Raw genomic sequence first — 25005 nt, 5'->3', positions numbered from 1 at the left:
TTTACCGTTATCAGCTTCATGGACGGACAAGGATCAGGCCGGAACCTTTTTCAGCATTTCCAGGCCGACCTTGCCGGCGGCGATTTCGCGCAGCGCGGTGACGGTCGGCTTGTCCTTGGCGTCAACCTTGGGGGTATGGCCTTGCAGCAACTGGCGGGCGCGGTAGGTCGCGGCCAGGGTCAGTTGGAAACGGTTCGGGATTTGCTTGAGGCAATCTTCGATGGTGATGCGGGCCATGTAAAACTCCTGTGTGACGGTCTTGCTTGGAATGGGTGGAATGTCCTGGCAGCGATGCCGGCGCCGGTTTGTTCGGGACGCCGTTCAGGTGGCGTGGATGCCTAGCTGGGTGAACAAATAAGCATTGCGGGCGGCTTGCTGCGGAAAACGGCAGCGGGCTGCTTGGACAATCGCCGTCAGCTCTGACAAAGCGACGGCAAACTCTTGATTGATAATAACATATTCGAACTCCGGAGAGTGCGCGATTTCGCCGCCGGCGGCCAGGATGCGGCGGGTGATGACATGCGGTTCGTCCTGGCCGCGCTTCTTGAGGCGCTCTTCCAGGGCTGCGATCGAGGGCGGCAGGATGAAGATGCCGATGGCGTTGCTGAACTGCTTCTTGACCTGCTGCGCGCCTTGCCAGTCGATTTCCAGCAGCACGTCGGTGCCGTTGGCGATCTGGTCGGCGATCATCAGGCGCGAGGTGCCGTAATAGTTGCCGTGGACTTCGGCCCATTCCAGGAATTCGCCTTCGGCCTGGCGCTTGAGGAAGTCTTCGGCATTGGTGAAATAGTATTCGCGCCCATGCTCCTCGCCCGGACGGGGCGCGCGGGTGGTGTAGGAAACCGACAGCTTGATGGCCGGTTCCTGCTTCAGCAGGGCATTGACGAGGGTCGATTTGCCGGCGCCGGAGGGGGCGACCACCATGAACAGGCTGCCGGAAGTAGGGGTTTTAGCTGGCATGTGATTCTCGCTGTTTTTATCGTATCTGTGGGTGTGCTTGCTGGCCCGGCGCCGAGCGCACCAGCGTGGTTTTGCGGTATTCGGGGCTTATTCGAGATTCTGCACCTGCTCGCGCATCTGGTCGATCAGCAGCTTCAATTCCATCGAGGCGTCGGCCAGTTCCTTCATGGCCGCCTTCGAACCGACGGTATTGGCTTCGCGATTGAGCTCCTGCATCATGAAATCCAGGCGCTTGCCGACCTGGCCGCCTTTTTTCAGGATATGGCGCGTCTCGGCCAGGTGGGCCGACAGGCGCGCCAGTTCTTCGGCGATGTCGATGCGGATGCCATACAGGGTGACTTCCTGGCGGATGCGCTCCAGCGATTCTTCGCGCGTGAGCAGCGGCGCCGATGCGCCGTTGGACTGCAATGCCAGGCCCAGCGCCTCGCTCATGCGCTCGGTCGCCTTTTGCTGGAATTGCTCGATCAGTTGCGGTACCAGCGGCGTGATGCGGGCCACGATGGCTTCCATCGCGTCGACGCGGGCCAGGATCACCGCCTGCAGCGCCGCGCCTTCGCGTGCGCGGGTGTCGATGAAAGCCGCCAGCGTCTGCTGCATGGCGGCCAGGATGTCGGCCTGCAGGGTTTCCTGGCTGATTTCGGCTTCTTCCATGACGCCCGGCCAGCGCAGCAGCTCGTTGATCGACAGCGGCGCGGCGTCAGGGAACTGGGCGCGCAACTGGTCTTGCAGGATAGACAAGCCGCCTACCACGCCGGCATTGAGCGCCTGGGTGTTGCCGGTCGCCACCTTGCGGCCGAAGCTCAGCCGGCATTCCACCTTGCCGCGCACCAGGCGGCTCATGATGGCTTCGCGCAGCATCGGCTCGACCGCGCGCAGGTCGTCATTGATGCGGAACTGCAGGTCGAGGAAGCGCGAGTTGACGCTCTTGATTTCGACGGTGACCGTGCCGGCAGTGGTTTCACGGGTGGTGACGGCATAGCCGGTCATGCTGTAGATGGTCAAATTCTGGCTCCGGTGTGTTTGCCCTTGCCGCAGTCGGCGGCGGCCGTGCGTTGGCGGGTGATGGTGATGAGCGGCGATGCCGCGCAGGCGGCCCGCCATCCTTTACAATGCCGGTTTTGCAAAATGCGGTTGCGGCGGTTGCTGTTGCCGCGCCGGCGGACCGGGCGGCATCGCCTCATCGGATCCCGCATTTTAAAGAAGATTGGCAGCCCAGCGCTATCAAAACATCGACATTGGCGGTTTTACGATTGCCGCCATCCCTCCGGTAGACAAGACAAGGACCGAGCATGACATCATCCCATCGCCCCAGCGCCCGCGCCGTTTCGCAACTGCGCGAGGTGCGCCTGACGCGCCATTACACCAAGCATGCCGAAGGTTCGGTGCTGGTCGAGTTCGGCGACACCCGCGTGCTGTGCACCGCCAGCATCGAAGAAAAGGTGCCGGGTTTCCTCAAGGGGAAAGGCCAGGGCTGGCTGACCGCCGAGTACGGCATGCTGCCGCGCTCGACGCATACGCGCATGGACCGTGAAGCCGCCAAGGGCAAGCAGTCCGGCCGCACGCAGGAGATCCAGCGCCTGATCGGCCGCGCATTGCGCGCCGCGTTCGACCTGGAAGCCTTCGGCGAACGTACGCTGCACCTGGATTGCGACGTGCTGCAGGCCGACGGCGGCACCCGCACCGCCGCCATCACCGGCGCCATGGTGGCGGCTTACGATGCGTTTTCGGTGCTCAAGTCGCGCGGGCTGGTGGAATCGATCCCGCTCAAGCATTTCGTGGCCGCCATCTCGGTGGGCGTCTACCAGGGCGTGCCGGTACTGGATCTGGACTACCTGGAAGATTCCGACTGCGACACCGACATGAATGTGGTGATGACCGATGCCGGCCACTTCGTCGAAGTGCAGGGCACGGCCGAAGGCGCGGCATTCGACCGCGCTACCCTGAACAGCCTGCTGGATCTGGCCCAGCAGGGCATCACCACGCTCAATACCTTGCAAAAGCAGGCGCTGGGCCTCTGATTGCCGGCTATCCTGCGATGGCGCGTGAATCGTTTTACAATGCGCACATCGCATAAGAACCTGATAACGCCATGTTGCACCGACGACATGGCGTTTTTCATTGCACCGGCGCAATGCCATGCCAATACCACCCAATCAAAGTATGAATACCAAGCAAAAGATCGTGATGGCGTCGAACAACGCCGGCAAGCTCAAGGAGTTCGCCAGCCTGCTGGGCGACATCGGTTTCGACGTGCGCGCGCAGGGCGAATTCGACGTGCCGGAAGCGGAAGAGCCGTTCGGCACCTTTGTCGAGAATGCGCTCGCCAAGGCCCGCCACGCGGCCCGCCTGACCGGCCTGCCGGCGCTGGCCGACGATTCCGGCGTATGCGTCAACGCCTTGGGGGGCGCCCCCGGCGTGTATTCGGCGCGCTATGCGGGCGAGCCGAAATCGGACGCCGCCAATAACGCCAAGCTGGTCAAGGATCTGGCCGCGCATGCCGACAAGTCGGCTTATTATTATTGCGTGCTGGTCTATGTGCGCCACGCCGACGATCCCCAGCCGGTGATCGCCGATGGCGTATGGAAGGGCGAAATCGTGGCCGACGCGCGCGGCGAGGGTGGTTTCGGCTACGACCCGTATTTCCTGTTGCCGCAACTGGGCAAGACCGCCGCACAATTGAGCGCGGCCGAGAAGAACGCCGTCTCCCACCGGGGGCAGGCATTGCGTGCATTGGTAGAGAAGCTGAAATGATCCCGATCAAACCGGTTGCCGCCAAGCTACCCGCCGGGCCGGCGCAGGGCGGCCCGGCCCAGGCCGCGCTGGCGTTCCTGAAGCCGGGCAGCCTGCAGCTGACGGCTTTGCCGCCGCTGTCGCTGTATGTGCATTTCCCGTGGTGCGTGCGCAAATGCCCGTACTGCGACTTCAATTCGCATGAAGTGAAGGGCAGTTTCCCGGAGCAGGAATACCTGGACGCCTTGCGCACCGATCTCGAAATGGCGCTGCCGCTGATCTGGGGCCGCAAGATCACCACCATCTTCATCGGCGGCGGCACGCCCAGCCTGTTGTCGGCGGCCGGACTGGATCGTCTGCTGTCGGATGTGCGCACCTTGTTGCCGTTCGACAGCGACATCGAGATCACGATGGAAGCCAATCCCGGCACCTTCGAAGCCGAGAAATTCCGCGCCTACCGCGCCAGCGGCATCAATCGCCTGTCGATCGGCATCCAGAGTTTCAATGCCGGCCATCTGGCGGCGCTGGGCCGCATCCACGACGGCGCGCAGGCCTTGAAGGCGGTGGAGATTGCGCACGCCAACTTCGACAACTTCAACCTCGACCTGATGTACGCCTTGCCGTCGCAGACGCTGGCCGAAGCCCGCGCCGATGTCGAGACCGCGCTCGCCTTCGCGCCGCCGCACCTGTCGCTGTACCACCTGACGCTGGAGCCGAATACGCTGTTCGCCAAGTTCCCGCCGGCCGTGCCGGACGACGACGCCAGCGCCGACATGCAAGACATGATCGCGCAACTGACCTCGGCGGCCGGTTATGCCAACTACGAGGTATCGGCCTATGCCCAGCCCAAGCGGCGCGCCAGGCACAATCTCAATTACTGGCAATTCGGCGATTACCTGGGCATCGGCGCCGGGGCCCATTCGAAATTGTCCTTCCCGCACCGCATCGTGCGCCAGGCGCGCTACAAGCATCCCCAGACCTATCTGGAACAGATCCGCGCCGGCGCGCCGATCCAGGAAGAAGCCGAGATCGGGCGCAACGCCCTGGGATTCGAATTCATGCTCAATGCGCTGCGCCTGACCGAAGGGTTTGCGCCGAACCTGTTTGCCGAACGCACCGGCATGGGCCTGAACCAAATCCAGCCGCAGCTGGACCTGGCCGAACAAAAAGGGATGTTGTATCGCGATCACGCCTTGATTCGCCCAACGGAACTGGGCCGGCGTTTTCTTAATGATTTGCAAGAAATTTTCCTGTCGGATTAAAGCTTGCTTGCAAGGCTATTTTTATCAGGTATATTTGAGAAAGTTTGAATTTCATTAAGAATTCTGTTGGGAAACTTTTAAGGGTTTTTCATCATGGATGAGTGCCCCAAACAATAAGAAGAGGGGCGCCAACGATAAAAGAATATGGCTGTCCAGGATAAAAGCGTCTCTTTTCCTCTCGTGTTTTTACAGCCTGTAGCCGACGTTCATCACGTATGGACTGCGCTGTCTCTGCACATCTCACCCATTGACGAGGATGGCAGTGCGCTGCTGTCCCGTCTATTCAACGAGTTCAAGCTGCATGATGCGCTGGGCGGGCTGACATGCATCATCCCGGTCCGGGATCCTGCGGTATTCGCGCCCGAGTTCGTCCATCCCATTCCCCAAGGGCAGATTGCCTTGCGCGTGCCGGTCGAGCATTGCGTCGATCCCGGCAAGATCGATGCCTTGGACTGGCTTTACAGCCGCGGCTTTTCGATCATCGCCGATGGCTTGCCCGCCCAGGGCGCGGCCATGTTTCCTTTTGTCGAGTCGCTCGCGCTTGACGCCAGCGTAGGCCGCTTGCCGGATGCGGCGCAATGGCTGCACCGCCTGCGCGGACCGCACCTGGCGGAAAACATCGGCGATGCGATCCAGTTCGATCGCTGCCGTACGGAAGGTTTTCGCTGGTTTGCCGGCGACTATGCGCTGCATCCCGACAGCCGCCTCTCGCAAAAGAACTCGATCTCCCGCGCACGCCTTTTGAAGCTGCTGGGGCTGGTCGCGCGCGATGCCGATGCGGGCGAACTGGAGTCGCTGCTCAAGCAGGATCCCGCGTTGTCCTACCAGCTCTTCAAGCTGGTCAGCTCGGCTGCCTTCGGCTTTTCGGCGCACATCACCAATTTCACCCAGGCCATCAACCTGCTGGGGCGGCGCCAGTTGCAGCGCTGGCTGCAACTGCTGCTGTATGCGCGCTTCCCGGGCGACGAGTCGGCCAATCCCCTGTTGCCGCGCGCGGCAGCACGCGCGGCGATGATGGAGTCGATGGCGCAGCGGGTCGATTGCACCCGCGAGGAGCTCGACCGCGCCTTCATCACCGGCATGTTCTCGCTGCTCGACATCCTGCTGGGCATGCCGTTGCAAGACATCATCGAGCCGCTCAAGCTGCCGGCGGATATCGTCAACGCGCTGACCGCCCGCACCGGGCGGCTGGGCAAGCTGCTCGATGTGGTGGAACGTTCCGAATACAGCCGCATTCCCCTGCGACATGCCGACCTGGAGGCCGCCGGCCTCGACGCCAGGATATATTGCGAATGCCTGCTGGAGGCCTTTGGCTGGGCAACCAGAGTCAGCACAGAGGCCTGAATCGATGATCTCCTCCGTTAGCACCGACGATCTGGCATGTTGTTCGGCATTGCTGGACGCGCTGCAGAACCTGCATGGGCCGGCGCTGTCCGCGGCGCTGGGAGGGATCGCTTCCGGCTTCCTGAAGCGTCCCGGCGGTAAATACCTGTCAGGCCAGGCGCCGGAAGGGGATATGCTCAAGCAGGCAGTCGGGCATGACAGCGAACATTTCGGCTATTACCTCTTTCCCGATCCGGCCGCGACTTACAGCACGCAGGAATGCCAGCGCCTGGCGATGCTGGCGGGCTTTACCGGCCGCCTGTTGCAGCGCCAGGCCGATACCGAACGACGGGCGCGTTCGCTCGACCAGATCGAAGCCAAGCTGGAGCAGCAGGCGCAGATCCTGAACCAGATGCACGAGTCGGTAATCACCATGGATCCGGCCGGTTTCATCACCAGCTGGAACCGCGGCGCCGAGCAACTGTTCGGCTATACCGCGCTGGAAGCCATCGGCCGCAACGTATTGTTCCTCTACGAGAATGAGGATGAAGAGGATTCGCTGGCCGATATGTTCCTGGCGCAGGGCGGGCGCGAGATGGAAGTGCGCCGCCGCAAGAAGTCGGGCGAGACCTTCTGGGCCAGCCTGTCGCTATCGGTCATGCGCGACCAGCACGGCAATCCGATCGGCCTGATCGGCTACCTCAACGACATTACCGAACGCAAGAACGCAGAGAAGCTGATCCACCATCTGGCCTATTACGATTCGCTCACCGGCCTGCCCAACCGCACGCTGCTCACGCGCACCGTCGACCAGGCCTTGCAGGAAGCCCGGCAGGACAGCATGCACGGCTGCGTGATGTTCATCGACCTGAACCGCTTCAAGCCCATCAACGACACGCTGGGCCATGTGGCCGGCGATATGCTGCTGGTGGAGGTGGCGATCCGCCTGCGCCGCGCGCTGCGCGAACAGGATGTGGTGGCGCGCCTGGGCGCCGACGAGTTCGCCGTGGCGCTGTTCGACATCGACAAGGATTACCATCCCGGCTTCGTCGCGCAGAAGCTGCTGGCGCTGTTCGACGAGCCGTTCTTCATCGACGGCCATGAGTTGCGGGTAGGGGCCAGCATCGGCGTGAGCATGTATCCGGAAGATGCCTGCGATACCGAAACCCTGCTGCGCCTGGCCGACATCGCCATGTATCGCGCCAAGCAGGGCGGCGAGAACAACGAAGGCGGTTACGCGTACTACAGCGAGGAGATGAACCGCAACACCCTGGACCTGCTGCGCATCGAGACCGGCCTTTTGCATGCCTTCGAATACAACGAACTGCTGTTGTACTACCAGCCGAAGGTGGACATGCTGACCGGCGGCATCACCGGCGCCGAAGCGCTGGTGCGCTGGCGGCATCCGGAGCGCGGCCTGCTGCTGCCGGGCGAATTCATCCCCATCGCCGAAGAGACCGGCCTGATCGTGCAATTGAGCGACTGGGTGCTGGATGCGGTCTGCAAGCAGGCGCGCTCATGGAAGAACGCCGGCCTGGCGCCGATGCGCATCGCCCTGAACGTGACCGCGCGCGAATTCACCCGTTCGCTGCCGGACCGCATCCGCGCGGCGCTGAGCCGGCACCAGCTCGGCGGCGAATGGCTGGAACTGGAAATCACGGAAAGCATGCTGATGCACAGCACCGACCGCGTGATTTCCATCATGGAAAAGATTTGCAGCCTGGGCATCACGATTTCCCTCGACGATTTCGGCACCGGTTATTCCAGCCTGTCCTACCTCAAGCGCTTCCCGATCCATACGCTCAAGATCGACCGCTCGTTCACCATGGGCATCCCGGAAGACACCAACGATTGCGCGATCGCCAGCGCCATCATCGGCATCGCCAAGCAGTTGCGCCACAAGGTGATCGCCGAAGGCGTGGAAACCGAAAAGCAGTTCAACTTCCTCAAGGAAGCCGGCTGCAACGAACTGCAGGGTTATATCTTCTCGCGCCCGGTCCCGGCCGGCGATTTCCATCGCATGCTGCTGGAAGGCCGGCGGCTCAAGATCATCGGCGAGCATCCTTCATTGCCGCTGGACGATATCGGCTTCTGAGCGCGTGCCTGGTCAATTGAATGCGAATTGAATGTGGCCGGTGGCGATGCCATCGGCCATTTTCTTTTGTCGGTCGGATTCCAACGGAGTATCCCGCGGCAACGCATGCCTGCGCAGCCGTTATGGCCGGTATGCGTAGTAATGATTGTTTTCGTGTTGCGCTGAGCTTTGGCCGGAAGAGAGGTGCGGGACAGGCTCTTTCGGAGAAAGAGGTCGCCCCAAGAAGGACGCCGGCATCGAAGATGCCAATAAAAAAGCCCCTGTAAAACAGGGGCTTAGTAATGCTTGGCGGAGACGGAGGGATTCGAACCCTCGATACAGGTTTAAGCCCATATGCTTCCTTAGCAGGGAAGTGCCTTCGACCACTCGGCCACGTCTCCACACTGTAGGCAGTTACTGCGCTGCCTCAGCGAAGTCACGCATAATAGCTTCTCAACTGCGTTTGGTCAATCGGCGGTTTGCAAAAAACCGCCGATTTGTCCGCAGGACTTCGCGATGACGATTACTTGGCGCTGTCCAGGTCGAATGCCTTGTGCAGGGCGCGCACCGCCAGTTCCATGTACTTCTCGTCGATCAGCACCGAGATCTTGATTTCCGAGGTGGAGATCATCTGGATGTTGACGCCTTCTTCCGACAGCGTGCGGAACATTTGCGAGGCGATGCCGACGTGGCTGCGCATGCCCACGCCCACCACCGAGACCTTCGAGACCTTGGTGTCGCCGTTGATGGCGGCGGCGCCGATGTGGGCCTTGACGCTGCTGTCGAGCACTTGCACCGCCTTGGCATATTCGGCGCGCGGCACGGTGAAGGTGAAGTCGGTCTTGCCTTCGACCGACTGGTTCTGGATGATCATGTCGACTTCGATGTTGGCGTCGGCGACCGGGCCCAGGATCTGGTAGGCGATGCCCGGACGGTCCGGCACGCCGAGCACGGTGATCTTGGCTTCGTCGCGGGAAAATGCGATGCCGGTGATGGTTGCTTGTTCCATGTTGGTGTCTTCCTCAAACGAAATCAGGGTGCCGGAGACGGTTTCTTCGGCGAGCGGCATGAGCGGGTCGGTCAGCGACGACAGTACGCGGGTCGGCATCTTGTAGTTGCCGGCGAATTCCACGGAGCGGATCTGCAGCACCTTGGAGCCCAGCGATGCCATTTCCAGCATTTCCTCGAACGTGACGGTGTTGAGGCGGCGCGCTTCGCTGACCACGCGCGGGTCGGTGGTGTAGACGCCGTCGACGTCGGTGTAGATCAGGCATTCGGCGGCCTTGATGGCGGCGGCTACTGCCACGGCCGAGGTGTCGGAACCGCCGCGTCCCAGCGTGGTGATGTTGCCGTCGGCGTCGACGCCCTGGAAGCCGGTGATGATGACGATCTTGCCGGCGTTCAGGTCGCGCCGTACCTTGGCGTCGTCGATCGAGCGGATGCGCGCCTTGGTGAAGGAGGAATCGGTCTTGATCGGCACTTGCCAGCCGGCGTAGGACACAGCCTCTTTGCCCAGCGCCTGCAGCGCGATGGCCAGCAATGCCACCGAAGCCTGTTCGCCGGTAGAGGCCAGCATATCCAGTTCGCGGCCGTCGGGCTGGGCCATGATTTCTTTGGCCAAGCCGAGCAAGCGGTTGGTTTCACCAGACATCGCCGAAGGGACGACGACGATCTGGTGGCCTGCGTCGTGCCATTTGGCAACGCGCTTTGCGACATTCTTGATGCGCTCTGTCGAGCCCATCGAAGTGCCGCCGTATTTGTGAACGTATAAAGCCATAGGGATAAAGATAGGTGGCCGACTTTGACGAACAACCGCTAGCTAGGCCGGAGGGAACAAACCCTTGACTTTACATCCGGTGGGCCAAAATCTCAAGGAAAAGCTTGTCCGGCAAGGCTTTCTGATGAAGTTTCGGATGTCGCGGCGCAGCAAAACATGCCGTGGGCAAGGTTCGTGGCGCGCAATTTGGCGGGATCGGCCCCAGGCAACGCAAATTGCGTGCAAAAGTACGATGCAAAGCGGGAAACGAGGGGGGGAGGAGCGGGAGGGGCACCAGCTGTCATGCGCTGCAGGCTCAGGTCTGGCAGGCGGCATGGCAGTTGGTGCTGCTGTACTGATATGAAGCTTCGGTACTGCGTACTTCTGTTACCCGCTCTTCAGCCCGGTGCCGGTGGTTCGGACGCGCGATGGCGGAACGCTGCCGTCGGGCTGGATGGCGGTCGTGCAAGAAAACTGATCAGGCGCCGCTGTACAGGCTGTCGGCCTTGTTGCTGCTGGCTTGCTGCACTTCGTTTTGCACTTGCTGGCGGCTCAGGTGAGCGCTGGCCTGGCGAACGATAGGGTACTCGTTGCGCACGGCGATCTCACCGTTGGCGCGGGCGCGTTGCAGTTCTGCCTTGACGTCGGCGCGGGTCTGGGTCGACACGAAAGCGGTTTCAGGGGGATACGGTGCTTCTGCCAGGGCGGCGCCAGCGGCGACCAGGAGAGCGGCGGCAACGGTAATGTTCTTGATGCTCATGATCTTGTCCTTCTTGGTAAGTTGATAAGAATCCGCAGGCACCTTGGCCGATAAGAGGTTCCGGTCAACATGCGCTGTTCCTTCGGAATCGGCTGGAAGCGTTTGCTGTTGCATTCGCCCAACCGATGAATGCAGTCTAAATGTTGCCTATGCAAAGAAAAATGGGTTTAATCGGAATTAACTATTTCTCTATCTGGAACAATCGGGGGCTTGAAAAATATGGACCGGCTGCAATCGATGCGGGTGTTCGCCAAGGTGGTGGAGCAGGGGAGTTTCGTGCGTGCGGCGGAAATCATGGGGATTTCCAATGCCGTGGCCACGCGGTTTATCGCCGATCTGGAGGCGCATCTGGGCACGCGGCTGCTGAACCGTTCGACGCGCCGCCTGTCGCTGACGGAATCCGGGCAGGCGTATCTGGAGCGTGTGCGGCTGATCCTGGCCGAGATCGACGATGCCGAAGCGCTGGTTTCGCTCGATACCAAGATGCCGGGCGGGACCCTGGCCGTCTACTCGCATGCGGGATTCGGGCAGTCGCAGCTGGGCGGACTGCTGTCCGGCTATTCCCAGGCCTACCCGGAAGTGGTGCTGGACGTGACCCTGTCCGACCGCACCATCGACTTGGTGGAAGAAGGGATCGACATCGGGTTTTTCAGCAGCATGCAAAAGGTTGACGCCAGCATGATCGTGCGCCAGGTGGGCATTGCCAAGGTGGTGCTGTGCGCGTCAACGGACTACATCGCCAAACATGGCGCCCCGCAGAACCCGGAAGACCTGTCGCGCCATAGCTGCCTGAATTTTTCGCATGAATACCTGCGCCACCATTGGCATGTCAATACGATCAACGGTGTACTGGATGTGCCCATCGTCAGCAAAGTGGTGTCCAACAGCGGCGTATTGCTGCGGGAGTTCGCGTTGACCGGCATGGGTATCGTGCTGCGGCCGTCGTTTTCGCTGGGCGACGATTTGCGCTGCGGCAAGCTGGTGCGGGTGCTGCCGGACTTCGATACCGGCCAGGTGATCATTTCGATGGCCTATCCCAGCCGGCGCCTGTTGTCGGCCAAGGTGCGCAGTTTCGTGGAGTATGTCAGCGCGCGTTATCCGCATCCGGAGAGCGACCCCTGGCTGGCTTGAGCCGGCGGCCGATCAGATGACGTCGGCCAGCTTGGCCAGCAGGTTGCACTCTTCCTGCCAGGTGCGGCGTTCCGCGGTGCTGATGGCTTCGCGCTGCAAGTCGGCATCGCTTTTTTCCAGTTGCGAAAGCAGGATGCGTTCCGCCAGCCGGGTATCGGGCTCCATCGGGCCGAAGAAGGCGACAGTGGCGCCGCGTTCGATGAGCAGGGTGGGGAAATTGTCGATGTCGAGGTCGCCAACCAGATCGGCCTGGTCTTCGATGTCGATCCAGACGAAATGATGTTGCGGATAACGCGCCGCCCAGGCGCTGAAGGCGATGTCGTAATCGCGGCAACTGCCGCACCAGGCCGCGCACAGGCAGGCGACGACCCAGGTGTCGTTGCGCAGGGCGTCTGCCAGTTGGCGGCGGTTGGTCTGGTCTAATTTCTGGTAGGACATGGCGCCGCTATTTTACCCGCTTCGGCAGCCGTGGTTTGGCTCTGGAATAAACTGGGCGCCGGCGCTTGCCAACAGCGCAGGGAAAAGCCCGCCTCACGGTAAAATAGCGGGATGTCCACGATCTTAGCCATTGAAACATCCACCGAACTCGCATCGGCAGCACTGCTGCACCAGGGCGAGCTGATCGCGCGCGAATCCGCCGGCGCGCAGACCCATTCCGATTCGATTCTCCCGATGATCCAGCAATTGCTGGCCGAAGCCGGCATCCCCCTTTCCCGGTGCGATGCACTGGCCTTTGGCGTGGGGCCTGGCTCTTTCACCGGCGTGCGCACGGCCTGCGGCGTAGTGCAGGGGCTGGCCTTCGGCATTGACCGGCCGGTGGTGCCGGTCGTCACGCTGGAAGCGGCGGCCCAGGCGTGCCGGGCCGCGCATCCCGATGTCGCTGAAGTCTTGCCCATCCTCGACGCCCGCATGGGGGAGGTGTATTGGGCGCGCTATCGCGCAGGCGATGACGGCGGTTGGGACATGCTGGCCGAGCCTGCGTTATCGGCGGCCGGGCAGGTCGGCACCGCAGGCAAGCCGGTGGCCTGCGGTAACGGCCTTGCCGTGTATGCCGCGCACTTCACGCCGGATTTCTGCGCCGGCGAATTCGCGGCCGCTTATCCGCAGTTCATGCCGCATGCCCGCCATGTGGCGAGCCTGGGGCTGTTTCATTTTGCCCAGGGGCGCGCCTTGCCGGCGCAGGAGGCGCAACCGCTCTACCTGCGCAACAAGGTCGCGCTGACCACCGCCGAACGCGAGCAGCGCGATGCCTTGAAGGGAGCGGCATGACCTCGGCGGTCGAGAACGGCGCCGAGCTGTTGTCCGGATTGGAAGCGCGCTTCGGGCCGCTGCGGTTCGCGCCGATGACGACAGACGACATCGATGCCGTGGTCGAGATTGAAAACGCCGTCTATTCGCATCCATGGACCCGCGGCAATTTCCTCGATTCGCTATACAGCGGTTACCAGGCGCAGACGCTGCGCGACGGCGCGCATGCCTTGCTAGGCTATTTCCTGGTCATGCTGGCGGTGGACGAAGCGCACTTGCTCAACATCAGTGTCGCTGCCGCGCACCAGCATCAGGGGCTGGGCCAATTGCTGCTCAACCAGGCTACCGTGCTTGGCCGCAGCAACCGGATGCGCACCATGCTGCTGGAAGTGCGCGAGTCCAATACGCATGCCATCAAGGTATATAAACGCTATGGCTTTTCCGAAATCGGTCGGCGCAAGAACTATTATCCGGCCGGGAACAATGCCCGCGAAGGGGCGATCGTCATGAGTCTCGCGCTATGAGTGAAGAATTGAACAACGAGAAAGAATACGGTTCCTCGCTGGCATTGCTGGATGCCTTGGGCATCGGCCCGGTGTGGGTGCGGCGCGACCTCGCCGTGGAACAGGCCGTAGAAGAGGCCGTGGCGGCGGAAGAAGCGCCGGCCGCAGTCGCCGAGATGCGTCAGGATGCGTCTGTGTCTGCGCCTGCGCCAGCGGTTGCTGCACCGCGTCCTGCCTTTGCGGTTTCTGATGCAAGCGCTGCGGCAGCGCCGCCGGTGGCGCGTCCTGTGCCGGCGATGCCGTCGCCGCCACCGCGAGCACCCGCGCATCGCAGCGCCCCGCCTGAAGACGATGGCGGCCCGCCGGCGTGGCTGGACGAGATGGATTTCGCCGCATCGATGGAGCCGCTGGTGCTGCCCCATGACGATGAGGAAGGCAGTGCGCCTGCGGCCGTCGATCCGATGATCGCCAGGATTGCCGCCATGGAGTGGCCGCAGCTCAAGGAAAGCGTGGCCGATTGCCGCCGCTGCGGCTTGTGCAATGGCCGCAAGAACACCGTCTTCGGCGTCGGCGATGAAAAGGCCAAATGGCTGTTCATCGGTGAAGGTCCGGGCCGCAACGAGGATATGCAAGGCGAGCCGTTCGTCGGCCCGGCCGGCAAGCTGCTCGACAACATGCTGGCGGCGATGGACTTGAAGCGCGGCGACAATGCCTACATCGCCAACATCGTCAAATGCCGTCCGACCGATGACAACGGGCGCGACCGTCCGCCATCGCCGCAGGAAGTGTCGGCCTGCCTGCCTTACCTGCAACGCCAGATCGCGCTGATCCAGCCGACGGTGCTGGTGGCGCTGGGCAAGACCGCGGCGATCTCGCTGCTGGGCCTGGATCCATCGACGCCGGTATCCAAGCTGCGCGGCACCGTGCACCGCTACCAGGAGCTGCCGCTGGTGGTGACCTACCATCCGGCGTATCTGCTGCGTACGCTGGGCGACAAGAGCAAATCCTGGGCCGACCTGTGCCTGGCGATGACCGCCTTCCAGCGCCAGCCGGTGCAATGACATGGCCGACGCCCGCGAGCGTCCCGCTGCAATGAGCTGCCAGGCGCGGTTCCATGAGCGCTGGCCCGAGCTGCGCGATCCGCATGTGCGCGCGCTGGCCTGGCTGCTGGACGCGCCGGACCTGATGTCCGTCGATGCGCCGTGCTGGGACGGGCGTATCGCCAACCTGGGGCCGGTCGCTGACGAGGTCGCCGCATGGCTGCGCGCGCTGGAGCAGGATCCGCGGCTAAACCGGCAACTGCACAACCACATGGCGCGCCAGCCTTCGGCCCGGCTGGGCCGCTATGCCGAGAAGCTGCTCGGTTTCTATTTGCAGCAGCGCCGGCAACTGGTGGCCGCCAACCTGCAGGTGCGCAACAATGGCGCGACCAGCGAGACCCTGGGCGAATTCGACTTTCTGGTGCGCCGCCCCCATATCGATTCCGGCACCGGGCTCGAGCATTGGGAATTCGCCACCAAGTTCTACCTGCTCGAACAGGTTCCTTCCCAACTGGATCAATCAGGCGAGCTGCCGCCCGATGCCTTCGTTGGCCCCAACCTGGCCGATTCGCTGGGCCGCAAGATGCGCAAGATCATGCAGCAACAATTGATGTTGTCGCACCATCCCGCCGCCGCCGGAGTGTTGTCCGAACCTGTTGTGTCCGCCCAGGCGCTGGTCAAGGGATGGCTGTTCTATCGCGAGCCGTTGTCGTCGTTGCCGGCCGCGATAGGTATTGCGGCCGACCATTGCCGTGGCTTCTGGTGCGATGCGGCCGCGTTGCGGCAGCGCTATGCGGAGCAGTCAGGCCCATTGCATTTCCTGTTGTTGCCCCGGCTGGAATGGCTGGCGCCGGCGCGCGTCGATATCGGCCGCACGCTGGGGATGGATGCGGTGCAGGCGGAATTGGCTGCGCGCTTGAGTGCGGAGCCGGCGCCGCTCATGCTGGCGGTGTGCCGGGGGCCCGGGGCGGGTGAGGGAAGCGATGCCTTCGAAATCGAGCGCGGCTTCATCGTTCCCGGCGACTGGGAGCAGCGGGCCGCCGAGCAGGTCAGGCATGCGGTGATACGGATCTGAGAAGGTAAGGGCGGCAGAGTGGACGCGCCGTCTGCCGCGGCTTCAATGGTGGTGTTTGTCTTCGCCGATCAGCGAGAGCGAATCGTGTTCGCGCTGGTTGGCGGCGTGGCGACGCATGATCAGGTACATGATGCCGGCCACGAAGGAGCCGAAGATGATGATCACCGTGTTCACATCCAGGTCCATGCGCACCATGAAGGCGTACAGCACCAGCATGGTCAGCACCGAGAGGTTCTCGTTGAAATTCTGTACCGCGATCGAATGGCCGGCACTCATCAGCACGTGGCCGCGGTGTTGCAGCAGCGCATTCATCGGCACCACGAAGTAGCCGGACAGCGCGCCGATGATCACCAGCAGCGGATAGGCGATCCAGATCGAGGTGGTGGTGGTCATGAGCATCACCACGATGCCCATGATGATGCCCAGCGGCATGACCGACAGCGATTTCTTCAGCGGCACGAAGCGGGCGGCGGCCATTGCCCCCAACGCTACGCCCACGGCCACGATGCCTTGCAGGATGGCGGCCTTGTCCAGCGGCATGTGCAGCGACTTTTCAGCCCATTTCAGCACGATGAACTGCAGCGTGGCGCCGGCGCCCCAGAACAGGGTGGTCACCGCCAGCGAGATCTGGCCCAGCTTGTCTTTCCATAGCGTGGTGAAGCAGCCGGCGAAATCGATGATCAGGCGGATCGGGTTGCGTTGCTGGTGTTCGTAGCGGGCGCCGGTATCGGGGATGTTGAGATTGAACAGCGCGGCGATGATGTAGATGACGGAGATGATGCACAGTGCCGCTTCGGTGGGCGTATCGATGGGGAAATCGACGAGGGGGAAATCGAAGCTGAGGATGACCGAGGAAACATGCGGGTTGACCAGCGCGCCGCCCAGTACCGTTCCCATGATGATGGAGCCGACCGTCAGGCCTTCGATCCATCCGTTGGCGGCTACCAGTTTTTCCGGTGGCAGCAGTTCGGTGAGGATCCCGTATTTGGCCGGCGAGTAGGCGGCGGCCCCGAACCCGACCACCGCATAGGAGAGCAGGGGATGGACGGTGAAAAACATCATGCTGCAGCCGACGATCTTGATCATGTTGGTGATCAGCATGACCCGCCCCTTGGGGAAGGCATCGGCGAAAGCGCCGACGAAAGCGGCCAGCAACACGTAGGAGAGGACGAAGAAAAGCTTGAGCAGCGGCGTCATCCACGGCGGGGAATGCATTTCGGCAAGGAGGGCGATAGCGGCGATCAGCAGCGCGTTATCGGCGAGCGACGAAAAAAATTGCGCCGCCATGATGGTGTAGAAACCGCGATTCATCCCTGTCCAAAATGTAACAAATTAGCTCCGGCTAGCTTTATACCATGAAACCATGGCGTGCCAATGATTAGGGCCTGTTAACATTTGATTTGCGAGATGCGTTGCATCCAGCGGGCGTAAATTGAATGTTAACAAGCCCTGGCCTGACCTGAAAGATATTCGTCCGGTAAAATGCCCGCTTGTTCCCCGGCAGGGCAAACTTCCGGGCGATTTGCGGCGCAGCAGCCGGGGTTTTCGATCCGGTTCTCGTATTTGTCGTATTGCCCCGCCTTTGCCATCGCTTAACCGGCCACCGTTCATCATGCCAAGACCGATCGTCGCTTCCATCAGCATTTCTGCTCTTCAACACAATCTGGCCGTTGCCCGCGCCCATGCACCTGATGCCAGGGTATGGGGCGTGGTCAAGGCCAATGCCTACGGACACGGGCTGGAGCGCGCCATGCGCGGCCTGGCCCAGGCCGACGGCCTGGCCCTGGTCGAAGTGGACTACGCGCTGCGGCTGCGCGAACTGGGCTGGCAGAAACCCATCTTGCTGCTGGAAGGATTCTTCGATGCCGATGATCTGCCGCTCCTGGCCCGGCACGATATCCAGTTCGCGGTGCATTGCAACGAACAGATCGCCATGCTGGAGACGTTCGCCACCGAGGCCGGGCTGCATGCTCACCTGAAGATGAACAGCGGCATGAACCGCCTTGGCTTCAAGCCCGATGCCTACCGCGCCGCCTACGAACGGCTCAAGAAGATTGCTTCGGTGCGCAGCGTCACGATGATGACCCACTTCGCCAATGCCGACGACGCCGGCAATCCCGACTTGTCGCTGCAAGAGCAGGTCAGGCGTTTCAATGCCGGCACGCAAGGGTTGGCAGGGCCCAAGAGCCTGTGCAATTCGGCGGCCGACCTGCTGCACGGCGAACTGGCCTGCGACTGGGTGCGTCCCGGCGTCATGCTGTACGGCGGCACCCCTGGCGGCGGCAGCGCGGCCGATTTCGGATTGCGTCCGGCCATGACGCTGGAGAGCAAGATTATTGGCGTGCAGGACATCGCGCCCGGCGAGGCGGTCGGTTACGGCAGCCGTTTCGTGGCCGACCAGCCGATGAAGGTGGGGGTGGTGGCCTGCGGCTACGCCGACGGCTATCCGCGCCATGCGCCCAACGGCACGCCGGTGGTGGTCGATGGCGTCAAGACCGGCACCGTCGGCCGGGTGTCGATGGACATGATGGCGGTCGACCTGACTGGCGTGCCGGGCGCGGGCATCGGCAGCCGCGTATTGCTCTGGGGCGAAGGCTTGCCGATCGACGAGGTCGCGTTCGCAGCCGGCACCATCGGCTATGAACTGATGTGCGCGCTGGCGCCGCGGGTGGCAGTGCGCGAAGTGGAATAAGCCGTACCGGCGGCATAACAAAACAAAGGAAAAGCAAGGCAACGATGGCGAAGGCGAAGACCAATTACACCTGCACCGAGTGCGGCGGCGTCAGCAACAAGTGGGCCGGCCAGTGTCCGGCATGCGGGCAATGGAACACGTTGGTCGAAACCGTGATCGAGCCGGCCGGCGTGAACCGTTATTCCGCGCAGCCGCAAGGCCTGGCGCAGACCGCGCCGGTATTGAGCCTGGCCGATATCGAGGCGATCGACGTGCCGCGCTTTGGCACCGGCATCGAAGAGTTCGACCGCGTGCTGGGCGGCGGCCTGGTGCCGGGCGGGGTGGCGCTGATCGGCGGCGATCCCGGCATCGGCAAGTCGACGCTGCTGCTGCAGGCGCTGGCCAATATCTCCAAACTGAAGAAGACGCTGTATGTGAGCGGCGAGGAATCCGGCGCGCAAATCGCTCTGCGCGCCAAGCGATTGGCGGTCGATGCGCGCGACTTGCAGTTGCAGGCCGAGATCCAGCTGGAAAAGATCCTGGCGACGCTGGCCGAGCACAAGCCGGAAGTGGCGGTGATCGACTCTATCCAGACCATCTATTCCGATGCGCTCACTTCCGCCCCCGGCTCGGTGGCGCAGGTGCGCGAATGCGCGGCGCAACTCACGCGCGCGGCCAAGACCTCCGGCACCACCATCATCATGGTCGGCCACGTCACCAAGGAAGGATCGCTGGCCGGCCCGCGCGTGCTGGAGCATATCGTCGATACCGTGCTGTATTTTGAAGGCGATACCCATTCCAGTTTCCGCCTGGTGCGCGCCTTCAAGAATCGTTTCGGCGCGGTCAACGAGCTGGGCGTGTTCGCCATGACCGAGAAGGGCTTGAAGGGCGTGTCCAATCCCTCGGCGCTGTTCCTGTCGCAGCATGACACCCAGGTGCCCGGCTCGTGCGTGATGGTCACCCAGGAAGGAACGCGTCCGCTGCTGGTGGAGATCCAGGCGCTGGTCGATACTTCGCATGTGCCCAATGCCCGTCGCCTGTCGGTGGGGCTGGAGCAGAACCGGCTGGCGATGCTGCTGGCGGTGCTGCACCGGCATGCCGGCATCGCCGCGTTCGACCAGGATGTGTTCATCAACGCCGTGGGCGGCGTCAAGATCACCGAACCGGCGGCCGACCTGGCGGTGCTGATGGCGATCAATTCCTCGATGCGCAACAAGCCGCTGCCGCGCGGGCTGGTGGTGTTCGGCGAAGTCGGCCTGGCGGGCGAGATCCGTCCCGCGCCGCGCGGCCAGGAGCGCCTGCGCGAAGCCGCCAAGCTGGGGTTTTCGATTGCCGTCATTCCCAAGGCCAATGCGCCCAAGCAGCCGATCGAGGGCTTGAAGGTGATCGCGGTGGAACGCATCGACGACGCCTTGCAAAAGTCGCGCGAGATCGACGATTACGCCGGCTGAAGCTTGCCGGCTGAATCTACTGGCTGTTCTCAGCCCGGCACGTCGTAGGTGACGATGATCTGGTTCATGTCGCCCTTGACCGGCCCTTCCTTCATGTAGCCGTTACCCTTGACGCGGTAGAACAGGATGAACGGCCGGGCGGCATCCTTCCCGTTGAAAAAGTCGGTGTCGCCGGTGTTGGCATCGGTGACGGTCCAGCACGTCGCGGCGTCCTGCCAGCACAGGACGGCTTCGAAGCCCGGCGGTTTCCTGGCCACGCCATAACGCCAGGCGACTTTGTTGATGGTGGAGCCGGCAGGGATGTGCCCGACCACCTGGAAGCGGGTGGCGTAGTCGGCATTCTTGGCGCGGATGTCGGGACCGGCGGCATCCGATGCATAGGAGCCGATTGGTCCCGATTTCGGCGCTGCGGGAGCAGGGGAAGGCGGTGGGCCGGGCTGTACCGGGGAGACGATGATGATCGGCCGGGCGCCTTCGCGGGCGGCGGGCGACACGCTGAAGTTGCGGTCGGCATAGGATTGGGCGTTTGCGCCGCAGGCAATGCCCAGCAGTCCGGCGAACAACAACGGCGGCGCGATGTGCCGCGCAAAGCGGCGGCAATCAGCCATGGCGGCGGTGATGCAGCAGCGGCAGCGTGATCTGGATCACCAGTCCGCCACGGGTTTCTTCATGGCCTTTGAGGACCAGCTTGCCGTTATGGCGCAACACGATGCGGTTGACGATCGCCAGCCCCAGGCCCGAGCCGTTGGCCTGGCCGCGCGCGGTATCGAGGCGGGTGAAGGGGCGCAGCAGGCGTTCGCATTCGCTGTCGGGCACGCCCGGGCCGTGGTCGGCGATTTCCACCACCACGTTGTGGGCTTCGATGCGGCTGCGCAGGTCGATTTCGGCACAGTCGGTGCCCGGCGTCTTGCCGTAGCGGCGCGCGTTTTCCACCAGGTTGTTGAACACCCGCGCCAGTTCGGTGCCGTCGCCGGCGATCTCGGCGCCGGGGGCGATCGCTGTGGCGATCTTCACGTCGGGCAGGCGGGTGGCATTGGCGGCCACATCCAGCAGCAGGCCGGAGATGTCGACGGCGTCCAGGCTGTTGGCGTCGAAGGGTTTGGCGTAGTCGAGGAACTGGCCGATGATGCTGTCCATCTGCGCCAGGTCGGAATGCATGCCGTCGCGCGATTCGTCGGACAGGTTGGCCATTTCCACTTCCAGCTGCATGCGCGCCAGCGGCGTGCGCAGGTCATGTGAAATGCCGGCCAGGATCAAGGCACGGTCCGATTCGACGCGGTTGATGTCGGCCACCATCTGGTTGAAGCTGCGGTTGGCCTCTTCGATTTCGGTGGGGCCCGATTCCGGCAGCGGTTCCGGTTGCCGGCCCTTGCCGATGGCGCGCGCGGCGGCCGTCAGGCGCGCCAGCGGCTGGTTGATCAGGGTGGAGATGAACACCGCGCCGATCAGCGACAGGAACAGCGCGATCGAGCCCCAGCCCAGCCATTGCAGGCTGGAGGTGCGGTCGAGCCGGCCGCGGTCGAGCATCAGCCAGTATTTGTCGCCATCGATGTTGAAACTGATCCAGAAGCCCTCGACATCGTTGACGCTGGAGGCAAACAGGGTGTTCTCATCCAGCGTCTCGCGCACGTAGTATTCGAGTTCCGGGACGATGGGCGAGTCTTCCGGCGGGACGATCTTGTCGGTCTTTTCCAGCGGATAGATGCGGATGCCTTCGTTGCTGGCCAGGTCGAACAGCAGTTCGCGTCGCATCTCGGGCGCCGAGTGCGTCAGCGCCGCGCGGGTGATAGTCACCACCGACACGATCTGTGCGGCCAGCTGCTCCGCGCGCGGGCCGCGTTCGACCATGCGGAAGCTGGCCACCCACGCCACCATGCTGGCGGTGATCAGGAAGGTCAGGAGGAAGAAGGTGCGCCAGAACAGGCCGTTGCTAAACCATCCTGATTGGGTGCGGGCTTTCATCGGCGAACGGCCAGAGGAGCGGCAGTGAAGGTGAAGCGGGGAATCAGCGCGGTTTTCCTTCCGGAATGAACACGTAGCCCAGGCCCCACACGGTCTGGATGTAGAGCGGATTGGCCGGATCCGGTTCGATCAGCTTGCGCAGGCGCGAGATCTGCACATCGAGGCTGCGGTCGAACACTTCGTATTCGCGGCCGCGCGCCATTTCCATCAGCTTCTCGCGCGACAGCGGCTGGCGCGCATTGCGGGCGAACACTTTCAACACGGAGAATTCGCCGGTGGTCAGCGAGATGGTCTCGCCGTTTTTCTTCAGCGTGCGGGTGCCGAGGTCCAGGATGAAATCGCCGAACTCGAAGGTTTCAGGCGTTTCCGACGGCGCGCCGGGCAGCTCGTCGGGACCCTTGCGGCGCAGCACGGCGTTGATGCGCGCCACCAGTTCGCGCGGGTTGAACGGTTTGGGAAGGTAATCGTCGGCGCCCATTTCGAGGCCGATGATGCGGTCCACGTCCTCGCCCTTGGCGGTCAGCATGATGATCGGCGTCTGGTCGCCGGCGCCGCGCAGGCGGCGGCAGATGGCCAGGCCGTCTTCGCCGGGCAGCATCAGGTCGAGCACCAGCAGGTCGTAGCGCTCGCGGATCCACAGCTTGTTCATCGCCTGGGCGTTTTCCGCGGTCACGACATTGAAACCTTGTTCGGTCAGGTAACGGCGCAGCAGATCGCGCAAGCGAATATCGTCATCCACCACCAACACTTTGAATTGATTGGTGGATGTTGTCGTATTAGTATTATTGCCGTTGGTAGAGTTCATGGTGCCTATGGTAGCGTCTCCGCGATTTTGAGCAAGTCGCGTCCGAGTATTCATTACAAAGTGTTACATACCTTACCTTAATCATCTTATACCATCGCGCCCTGCGCCCTACACTGGAATCGTGCCGAGGATATCCGGTTCCGATTCTCCGAATTTGTGGAAAAACGCGTTATGAAGATTGCAGTAGTCAACAAGCTCTGTCTGGCAGCGTTGCTGGCGCTGGGAGTGGCGTCTGCCTCGATGGCGAGCCCTCCGCAAGGCGGCCGGCCGATGCCGGGGCCGCAGGGCGACTTCAGGCCGCGCGGCATCGAATTCGGTCAACAGGATCATCGCAACCAGATGATCAATGAGCAGGAACAGCGTCGCAGCGGCAAGCTGAGTCCGGACGAGCGGCGCGAATTGCGGCGCCAGATCAATGAAGTCGGGCAGGACATCTACCGCGGCAAACGTTGATGGATGGAAATAAAACTCCCGCTCCCTCTCCATGCGGCGACCGAACTGTGGCGGATCGAATACAGCAGACTGCAGTTAAGCGGTAATTTTATGAAAAGACAATTCCGGACGAAAACCTCGTCCGGGATTTTTTTTTGCGCCGCGCAGAGATGAGGCGCAGGCTTGGGCCTTAGCTCTGATGGGCCTTCCCGAGCTTCTTCTCCAGGCGATGCTGCAGCGCCTCGAAGCACAGGCTCAGGGCCCAATAAATACAGGCGGCGGCGATGTACAAAGGCAGCGGGCGGAAGGTCACCGCGATGACCTCCTTGGTCGCCAGCATCAGTTCGGTGACGGTGATCACCGACACCAGCGAGGTGTCCTTGATCAGGCTCAGGAGGGTGTTGCTCATGGCCGGCACGGCGATGCGCACCGCCTGCGGGACGATGATGAAGCGCAGCGTCTGGAAATAGGTCAGGCCGATGCTGTAGGCGGCATTCCATTGGCCGCGCGTCACGCCCAGGATGGCGCCGCGCAGGCTTTCGGACAGGTAGGCGCCGGCATTGAGGCTCAGGGTCAGCACGCCGGCGGCCAGCGGCGAGAATTCAATGCCCACGCTGGGCAGGCCGTAATACACGACGAAGATCTGCACCAGCAGCGGCGTGCCGCGCATCAGGCTCACGTAGAGCACCGCCGGCCATTGCACCGGGCGCCACGGCACAATGCGCGCCACCGCGAGCACGAACCCCAGGGCCAGTCCGCCGATCATCGACGACAACGCGAACAGCAAGGTGTAGCCCACACCTCTCATCAGCGTGGGAGCGGCTTGCTGCAGCAGTTCTACGATTTCCATAGGCATTCGATATAAAAAATTATCCCCGCGATGCGGGGATAGTTTGCTTCCTTGGCCCCAAGGCGCGCCTTATTGTGCTTTCGGCGGCTCGCTCACGTCAATGCCGAACCATTTCTCGGAAGCCTGCTTGAAGCTGCCGTCAGCCTTGATCTCGGCCAGGACCTTGTTCAGCGCCGCCTTGAACTCGGGATTGCCCTTGCGGAACGGGATGCCGATCTTGTCGATCGCGCCCACCGGGTTGCCGCCCTTGAGCGGCAGCTTGGTCGACTTCAGGATATAGCTCACCAGCAGGCTGTCGTTCAATGCCGCGTCGATGCGCCCGGCGGCCAGATCGGCCAGGTATTCCGGGGAACCCGGATAGGTGCGCACATCGATGCCCGGCACGCTCTTGGCCTTCTGTTCGAAGTTGGTGCCCTGGCCCAGGCCGAGCTTCTTGCCCTTGAGGTCGTCCAGGCTGTTGAAGTGGCGCGTCTCATCCTTGCGCACGATCAGCTGCGCGCTCGACAGGGTGTACGGATCGGAAAAGTCGAAAGCCTTTTGGCGCTCGTCGGTGATGCCGACCTGGTTGATGATCACGTCATACTTGCCGGCGCCCAGGCCTGCCAGGATGCCGCTCCACTCGGTGGCGGTGAATTCGGGCTTGACGCCCAGCCTGGCCGCCAGCAGATTGGCGACATCGACCTCGAAGCCGGTCAGTTGACCGGTCTTGGGATCCTTGAAGTTGAACGGGGGATAGTTGCCTTCCAGCGCCACTTTCAGCGTGCCGCGGCTCTTGACCGTCTGCAGCAGGTCGGCGGCGGAAACCGACAGGCTCGATGCCAGCAGGGTTGCGCCGGCGACGGCCAGCAGCCATTGCTTGAAGTTCTTGTTCATCGCATGCTTCCTTTCTGAATGAATGCTGCGGAAAAAGCAGCCAGGCCGCAATGATGCCTTCGTTTTGCCAAAGTGCAAGTGCTCGCTTCATACATTGAT

Annotated in this window: 25 protein-coding genes and 1 tRNA gene; 13 read left to right on the top strand and 13 right to left on the bottom strand. The window is 62.6% G+C overall.

Going from position 1 to position 25005, the window contains the following annotated elements:
- Positions 1-33: 33 nt before the first annotated feature.
- From rpoZ to FB597_RS14170, 3 genes are all read right to left on the bottom strand, one after another.
- Positions 34-237 (bottom strand): DNA-directed RNA polymerase subunit omega, encoded by a 204-nt coding sequence (gene rpoZ, locus FB597_RS14180; protein WP_141915509.1) that lies wholly within the window; start codon positions 235-237, stop codon positions 34-36.
- 84 nt (positions 238-321) lie between these two features.
- Complete coding sequence (gmk, locus tag FB597_RS14175) at positions 322-960, bottom strand: guanylate kinase (protein WP_141915506.1); 639 nt, start codon at positions 958-960, stop codon at positions 322-324.
- 87 nt (positions 961-1047) lie between these two features.
- Entirely contained in the window at positions 1048-1962 is a 915-nt protein-coding gene (locus FB597_RS14170; protein ID WP_144769894.1) for a YicC/YloC family endoribonuclease, read from the bottom strand.
- A 287-nt stretch (positions 1963-2249) separates the two neighbouring features.
- Between FB597_RS14170 and rph the strand changes: the two genes are divergently transcribed.
- The 5 genes from rph (at position 2250) to FB597_RS14145 (ending at position 8370) form a co-directional block, all read left to right on the top strand.
- On the top strand, positions 2250-2978 hold the full coding sequence (rph, locus tag FB597_RS14165; RefSeq protein WP_144769893.1) for a ribonuclease PH: 729 nt from the start codon (positions 2250-2252) through the stop codon (positions 2976-2978).
- Between the two features lie 142 nt (positions 2979-3120).
- Positions 3121-3711 carry an RdgB/HAM1 family non-canonical purine NTP pyrophosphatase gene (rdgB, locus tag FB597_RS14160; RefSeq protein ID WP_141915494.1) on the top strand — a complete coding sequence of 197 codons (591 nt, stop codon included), beginning with the start codon at positions 3121-3123 and terminating at the stop codon, positions 3709-3711.
- Entirely contained in the window at positions 3708-4952 is a 1245-nt protein-coding gene (hemW, locus tag FB597_RS14155) for a radical SAM family heme chaperone HemW (RefSeq protein ID WP_144769892.1), read from the top strand. Before rdgB ends, hemW begins: the two co-directional genes overlap by 4 nt.
- Positions 4953-5096: 144 nt before the next feature.
- A complete protein-coding gene (locus FB597_RS14150; protein ID WP_144769891.1) occupies positions 5097-6296 on the top strand; it encodes an EAL and HDOD domain-containing protein in 1200 nt (399 codons plus the stop codon).
- A 4-nt stretch (positions 6297-6300) separates the two neighbouring features.
- The gene (locus tag FB597_RS14145; RefSeq protein ID WP_144769890.1) at positions 6301-8370 is read left to right on the top strand and encodes a bifunctional diguanylate cyclase/phosphodiesterase; all 2070 of its coding nucleotides are present in this window, start codon (positions 6301-6303) and stop codon (positions 8368-8370) included.
- Between the two features lie 286 nt (positions 8371-8656).
- On the opposite strand, the gene FB597_RS14140 is transcribed toward FB597_RS14145, so the two are convergent.
- From FB597_RS14140 to FB597_RS14130, 3 genes are all read right to left on the bottom strand, one after another.
- Positions 8657-8750 (bottom strand) — tRNA-Ser (locus tag FB597_RS14140).
- A gap of 122 nt (positions 8751-8872) precedes the next feature.
- Complete coding sequence (locus FB597_RS14135) at positions 8873-10126, bottom strand: aspartate kinase (protein WP_141915429.1); 1254 nt, start codon at positions 10124-10126, stop codon at positions 8873-8875.
- 457 nt (positions 10127-10583) lie between these two features.
- Positions 10584-10865: a DUF4148 domain-containing protein gene (locus tag FB597_RS14130; protein WP_141915426.1), complete on the bottom strand. Its 282-nt coding sequence runs from the start codon at positions 10863-10865 to the stop codon at positions 10584-10586.
- 219 nt (positions 10866-11084) lie between these two features.
- On the opposite strand from FB597_RS14130, the gene FB597_RS14125 reads away from it, so the two are divergent.
- Positions 11085-11996 carry a LysR family transcriptional regulator gene (locus FB597_RS14125; RefSeq protein ID WP_144769889.1) on the top strand — a complete coding sequence of 304 codons (912 nt, stop codon included), beginning with the start codon at positions 11085-11087 and terminating at the stop codon, positions 11994-11996.
- A gap of 12 nt (positions 11997-12008) precedes the next feature.
- Here FB597_RS14125 and FB597_RS14120 read toward each other — a convergent pair whose 3' ends face one another.
- Positions 12009-12434: a thioredoxin family protein gene (locus FB597_RS14120; protein ID WP_141915421.1), complete on the bottom strand. Its 426-nt coding sequence runs from the start codon at positions 12432-12434 to the stop codon at positions 12009-12011.
- Between the two features lie 111 nt (positions 12435-12545).
- Between FB597_RS14120 and tsaB the strand changes: the two genes are divergently transcribed.
- The 4 genes from tsaB to FB597_RS14100 are packed head-to-tail and all read left to right on the top strand — an operon-like array spanning position 12546 to position 15862.
- Positions 12546-13265: a tRNA (adenosine(37)-N6)-threonylcarbamoyltransferase complex dimerization subunit type 1 TsaB gene (gene tsaB, locus FB597_RS14115; RefSeq protein ID WP_144769888.1), complete on the top strand. Its 720-nt coding sequence runs from the start codon at positions 12546-12548 to the stop codon at positions 13263-13265.
- On the top strand, positions 13262-13768 hold the full coding sequence (gene rimI / locus FB597_RS14110; protein ID WP_144769887.1) for a ribosomal protein S18-alanine N-acetyltransferase: 507 nt from the start codon (positions 13262-13264) through the stop codon (positions 13766-13768). The genes tsaB and rimI overlap by 4 nt, the downstream gene beginning before the upstream one ends.
- Complete coding sequence (locus FB597_RS14105; protein WP_144769886.1) at positions 13765-14808, top strand: uracil-DNA glycosylase family protein; 1044 nt, start codon at positions 13765-13767, stop codon at positions 14806-14808. The genes rimI and FB597_RS14105 overlap by 4 nt, the downstream gene beginning before the upstream one ends.
- Before the next feature lies 1 nt (position 14809).
- A complete protein-coding gene (locus FB597_RS14100; RefSeq protein WP_144769885.1) occupies positions 14810-15862 on the top strand; it encodes a DUF1853 family protein in 1053 nt (350 codons plus the stop codon).
- A gap of 42 nt (positions 15863-15904) precedes the next feature.
- Here the strand turns inward: FB597_RS14100 and lplT are convergent, their stop codons facing one another.
- A complete protein-coding gene (gene lplT, locus FB597_RS14095; protein ID WP_141915409.1) occupies positions 15905-17173 on the bottom strand; it encodes a lysophospholipid transporter LplT in 1269 nt (422 codons plus the stop codon).
- 301 nt (positions 17174-17474) lie between these two features.
- Between lplT and alr the strand changes: the two genes are divergently transcribed.
- Positions 17475-18554: an alanine racemase gene (alr, locus tag FB597_RS14090; protein WP_144769883.1), complete on the top strand. Its 1080-nt coding sequence runs from the start codon at positions 17475-17477 to the stop codon at positions 18552-18554.
- Positions 18555-18598: 44 nt separating this feature from the next.
- Positions 18599-19984: a DNA repair protein RadA gene (radA, locus tag FB597_RS14085; protein WP_144769882.1), complete on the top strand. Its 1386-nt coding sequence runs from the start codon at positions 18599-18601 to the stop codon at positions 19982-19984.
- A 29-nt stretch (positions 19985-20013) separates the two neighbouring features.
- Here the strand turns inward: radA and FB597_RS14080 are convergent, their stop codons facing one another.
- Genes FB597_RS14080 through ompR form a run of 3 tightly spaced genes read right to left on the bottom strand, consistent with a single transcriptional unit; the run spans position 20014 to position 22751 of the window.
- Positions 20014-20592 carry a flagellar protein FlhE gene (locus tag FB597_RS14080; protein WP_144769881.1) on the bottom strand — a complete coding sequence of 193 codons (579 nt, stop codon included), beginning with the start codon at positions 20590-20592 and terminating at the stop codon, positions 20014-20016.
- Positions 20585-21946: a sensor histidine kinase gene (locus tag FB597_RS14075; RefSeq protein WP_141915399.1), complete on the bottom strand. Its 1362-nt coding sequence runs from the start codon at positions 21944-21946 to the stop codon at positions 20585-20587. The genes FB597_RS14080 and FB597_RS14075 overlap by 8 nt, the downstream gene beginning before the upstream one ends.
- Before the next feature lie 43 nt (positions 21947-21989).
- Positions 21990-22751 (bottom strand): two-component system response regulator OmpR, encoded by a 762-nt coding sequence (ompR, locus tag FB597_RS14070; protein WP_141915397.1) that lies wholly within the window; start codon positions 22749-22751, stop codon positions 21990-21992.
- Between the two features lie 171 nt (positions 22752-22922).
- Between ompR and FB597_RS14065 the strand changes: the two genes are divergently transcribed.
- Entirely contained in the window at positions 22923-23204 is a 282-nt protein-coding gene (locus FB597_RS14065) for a hypothetical protein (RefSeq protein ID WP_141915395.1), read from the top strand.
- A gap of 169 nt (positions 23205-23373) precedes the next feature.
- Here the strand turns inward: FB597_RS14065 and FB597_RS14060 are convergent, their stop codons facing one another.
- Positions 23374-24033 (bottom strand): amino acid ABC transporter permease, encoded by a 660-nt coding sequence (locus tag FB597_RS14060; RefSeq protein ID WP_183405861.1) that lies wholly within the window; start codon positions 24031-24033, stop codon positions 23374-23376.
- A gap of 69 nt (positions 24034-24102) precedes the next feature.
- Positions 24103-24906: a cystine ABC transporter substrate-binding protein gene (locus FB597_RS14055; protein WP_141915391.1), complete on the bottom strand. Its 804-nt coding sequence runs from the start codon at positions 24904-24906 to the stop codon at positions 24103-24105.
- Positions 24907-25005: the final 99 nt, after the last annotated feature.

Source organism: Herbaspirillum sp. SJZ099 (genome assembly GCF_007828355.1).
In the GTDB taxonomy this organism is placed as follows: domain Bacteria; phylum Pseudomonadota; class Gammaproteobacteria; order Burkholderiales; family Burkholderiaceae_D; genus Herbaspirillum.
The sequence above is the reverse complement of the archived record's forward strand: the minus strand, read 5'-3'. Positions and strand labels throughout refer to the sequence as shown.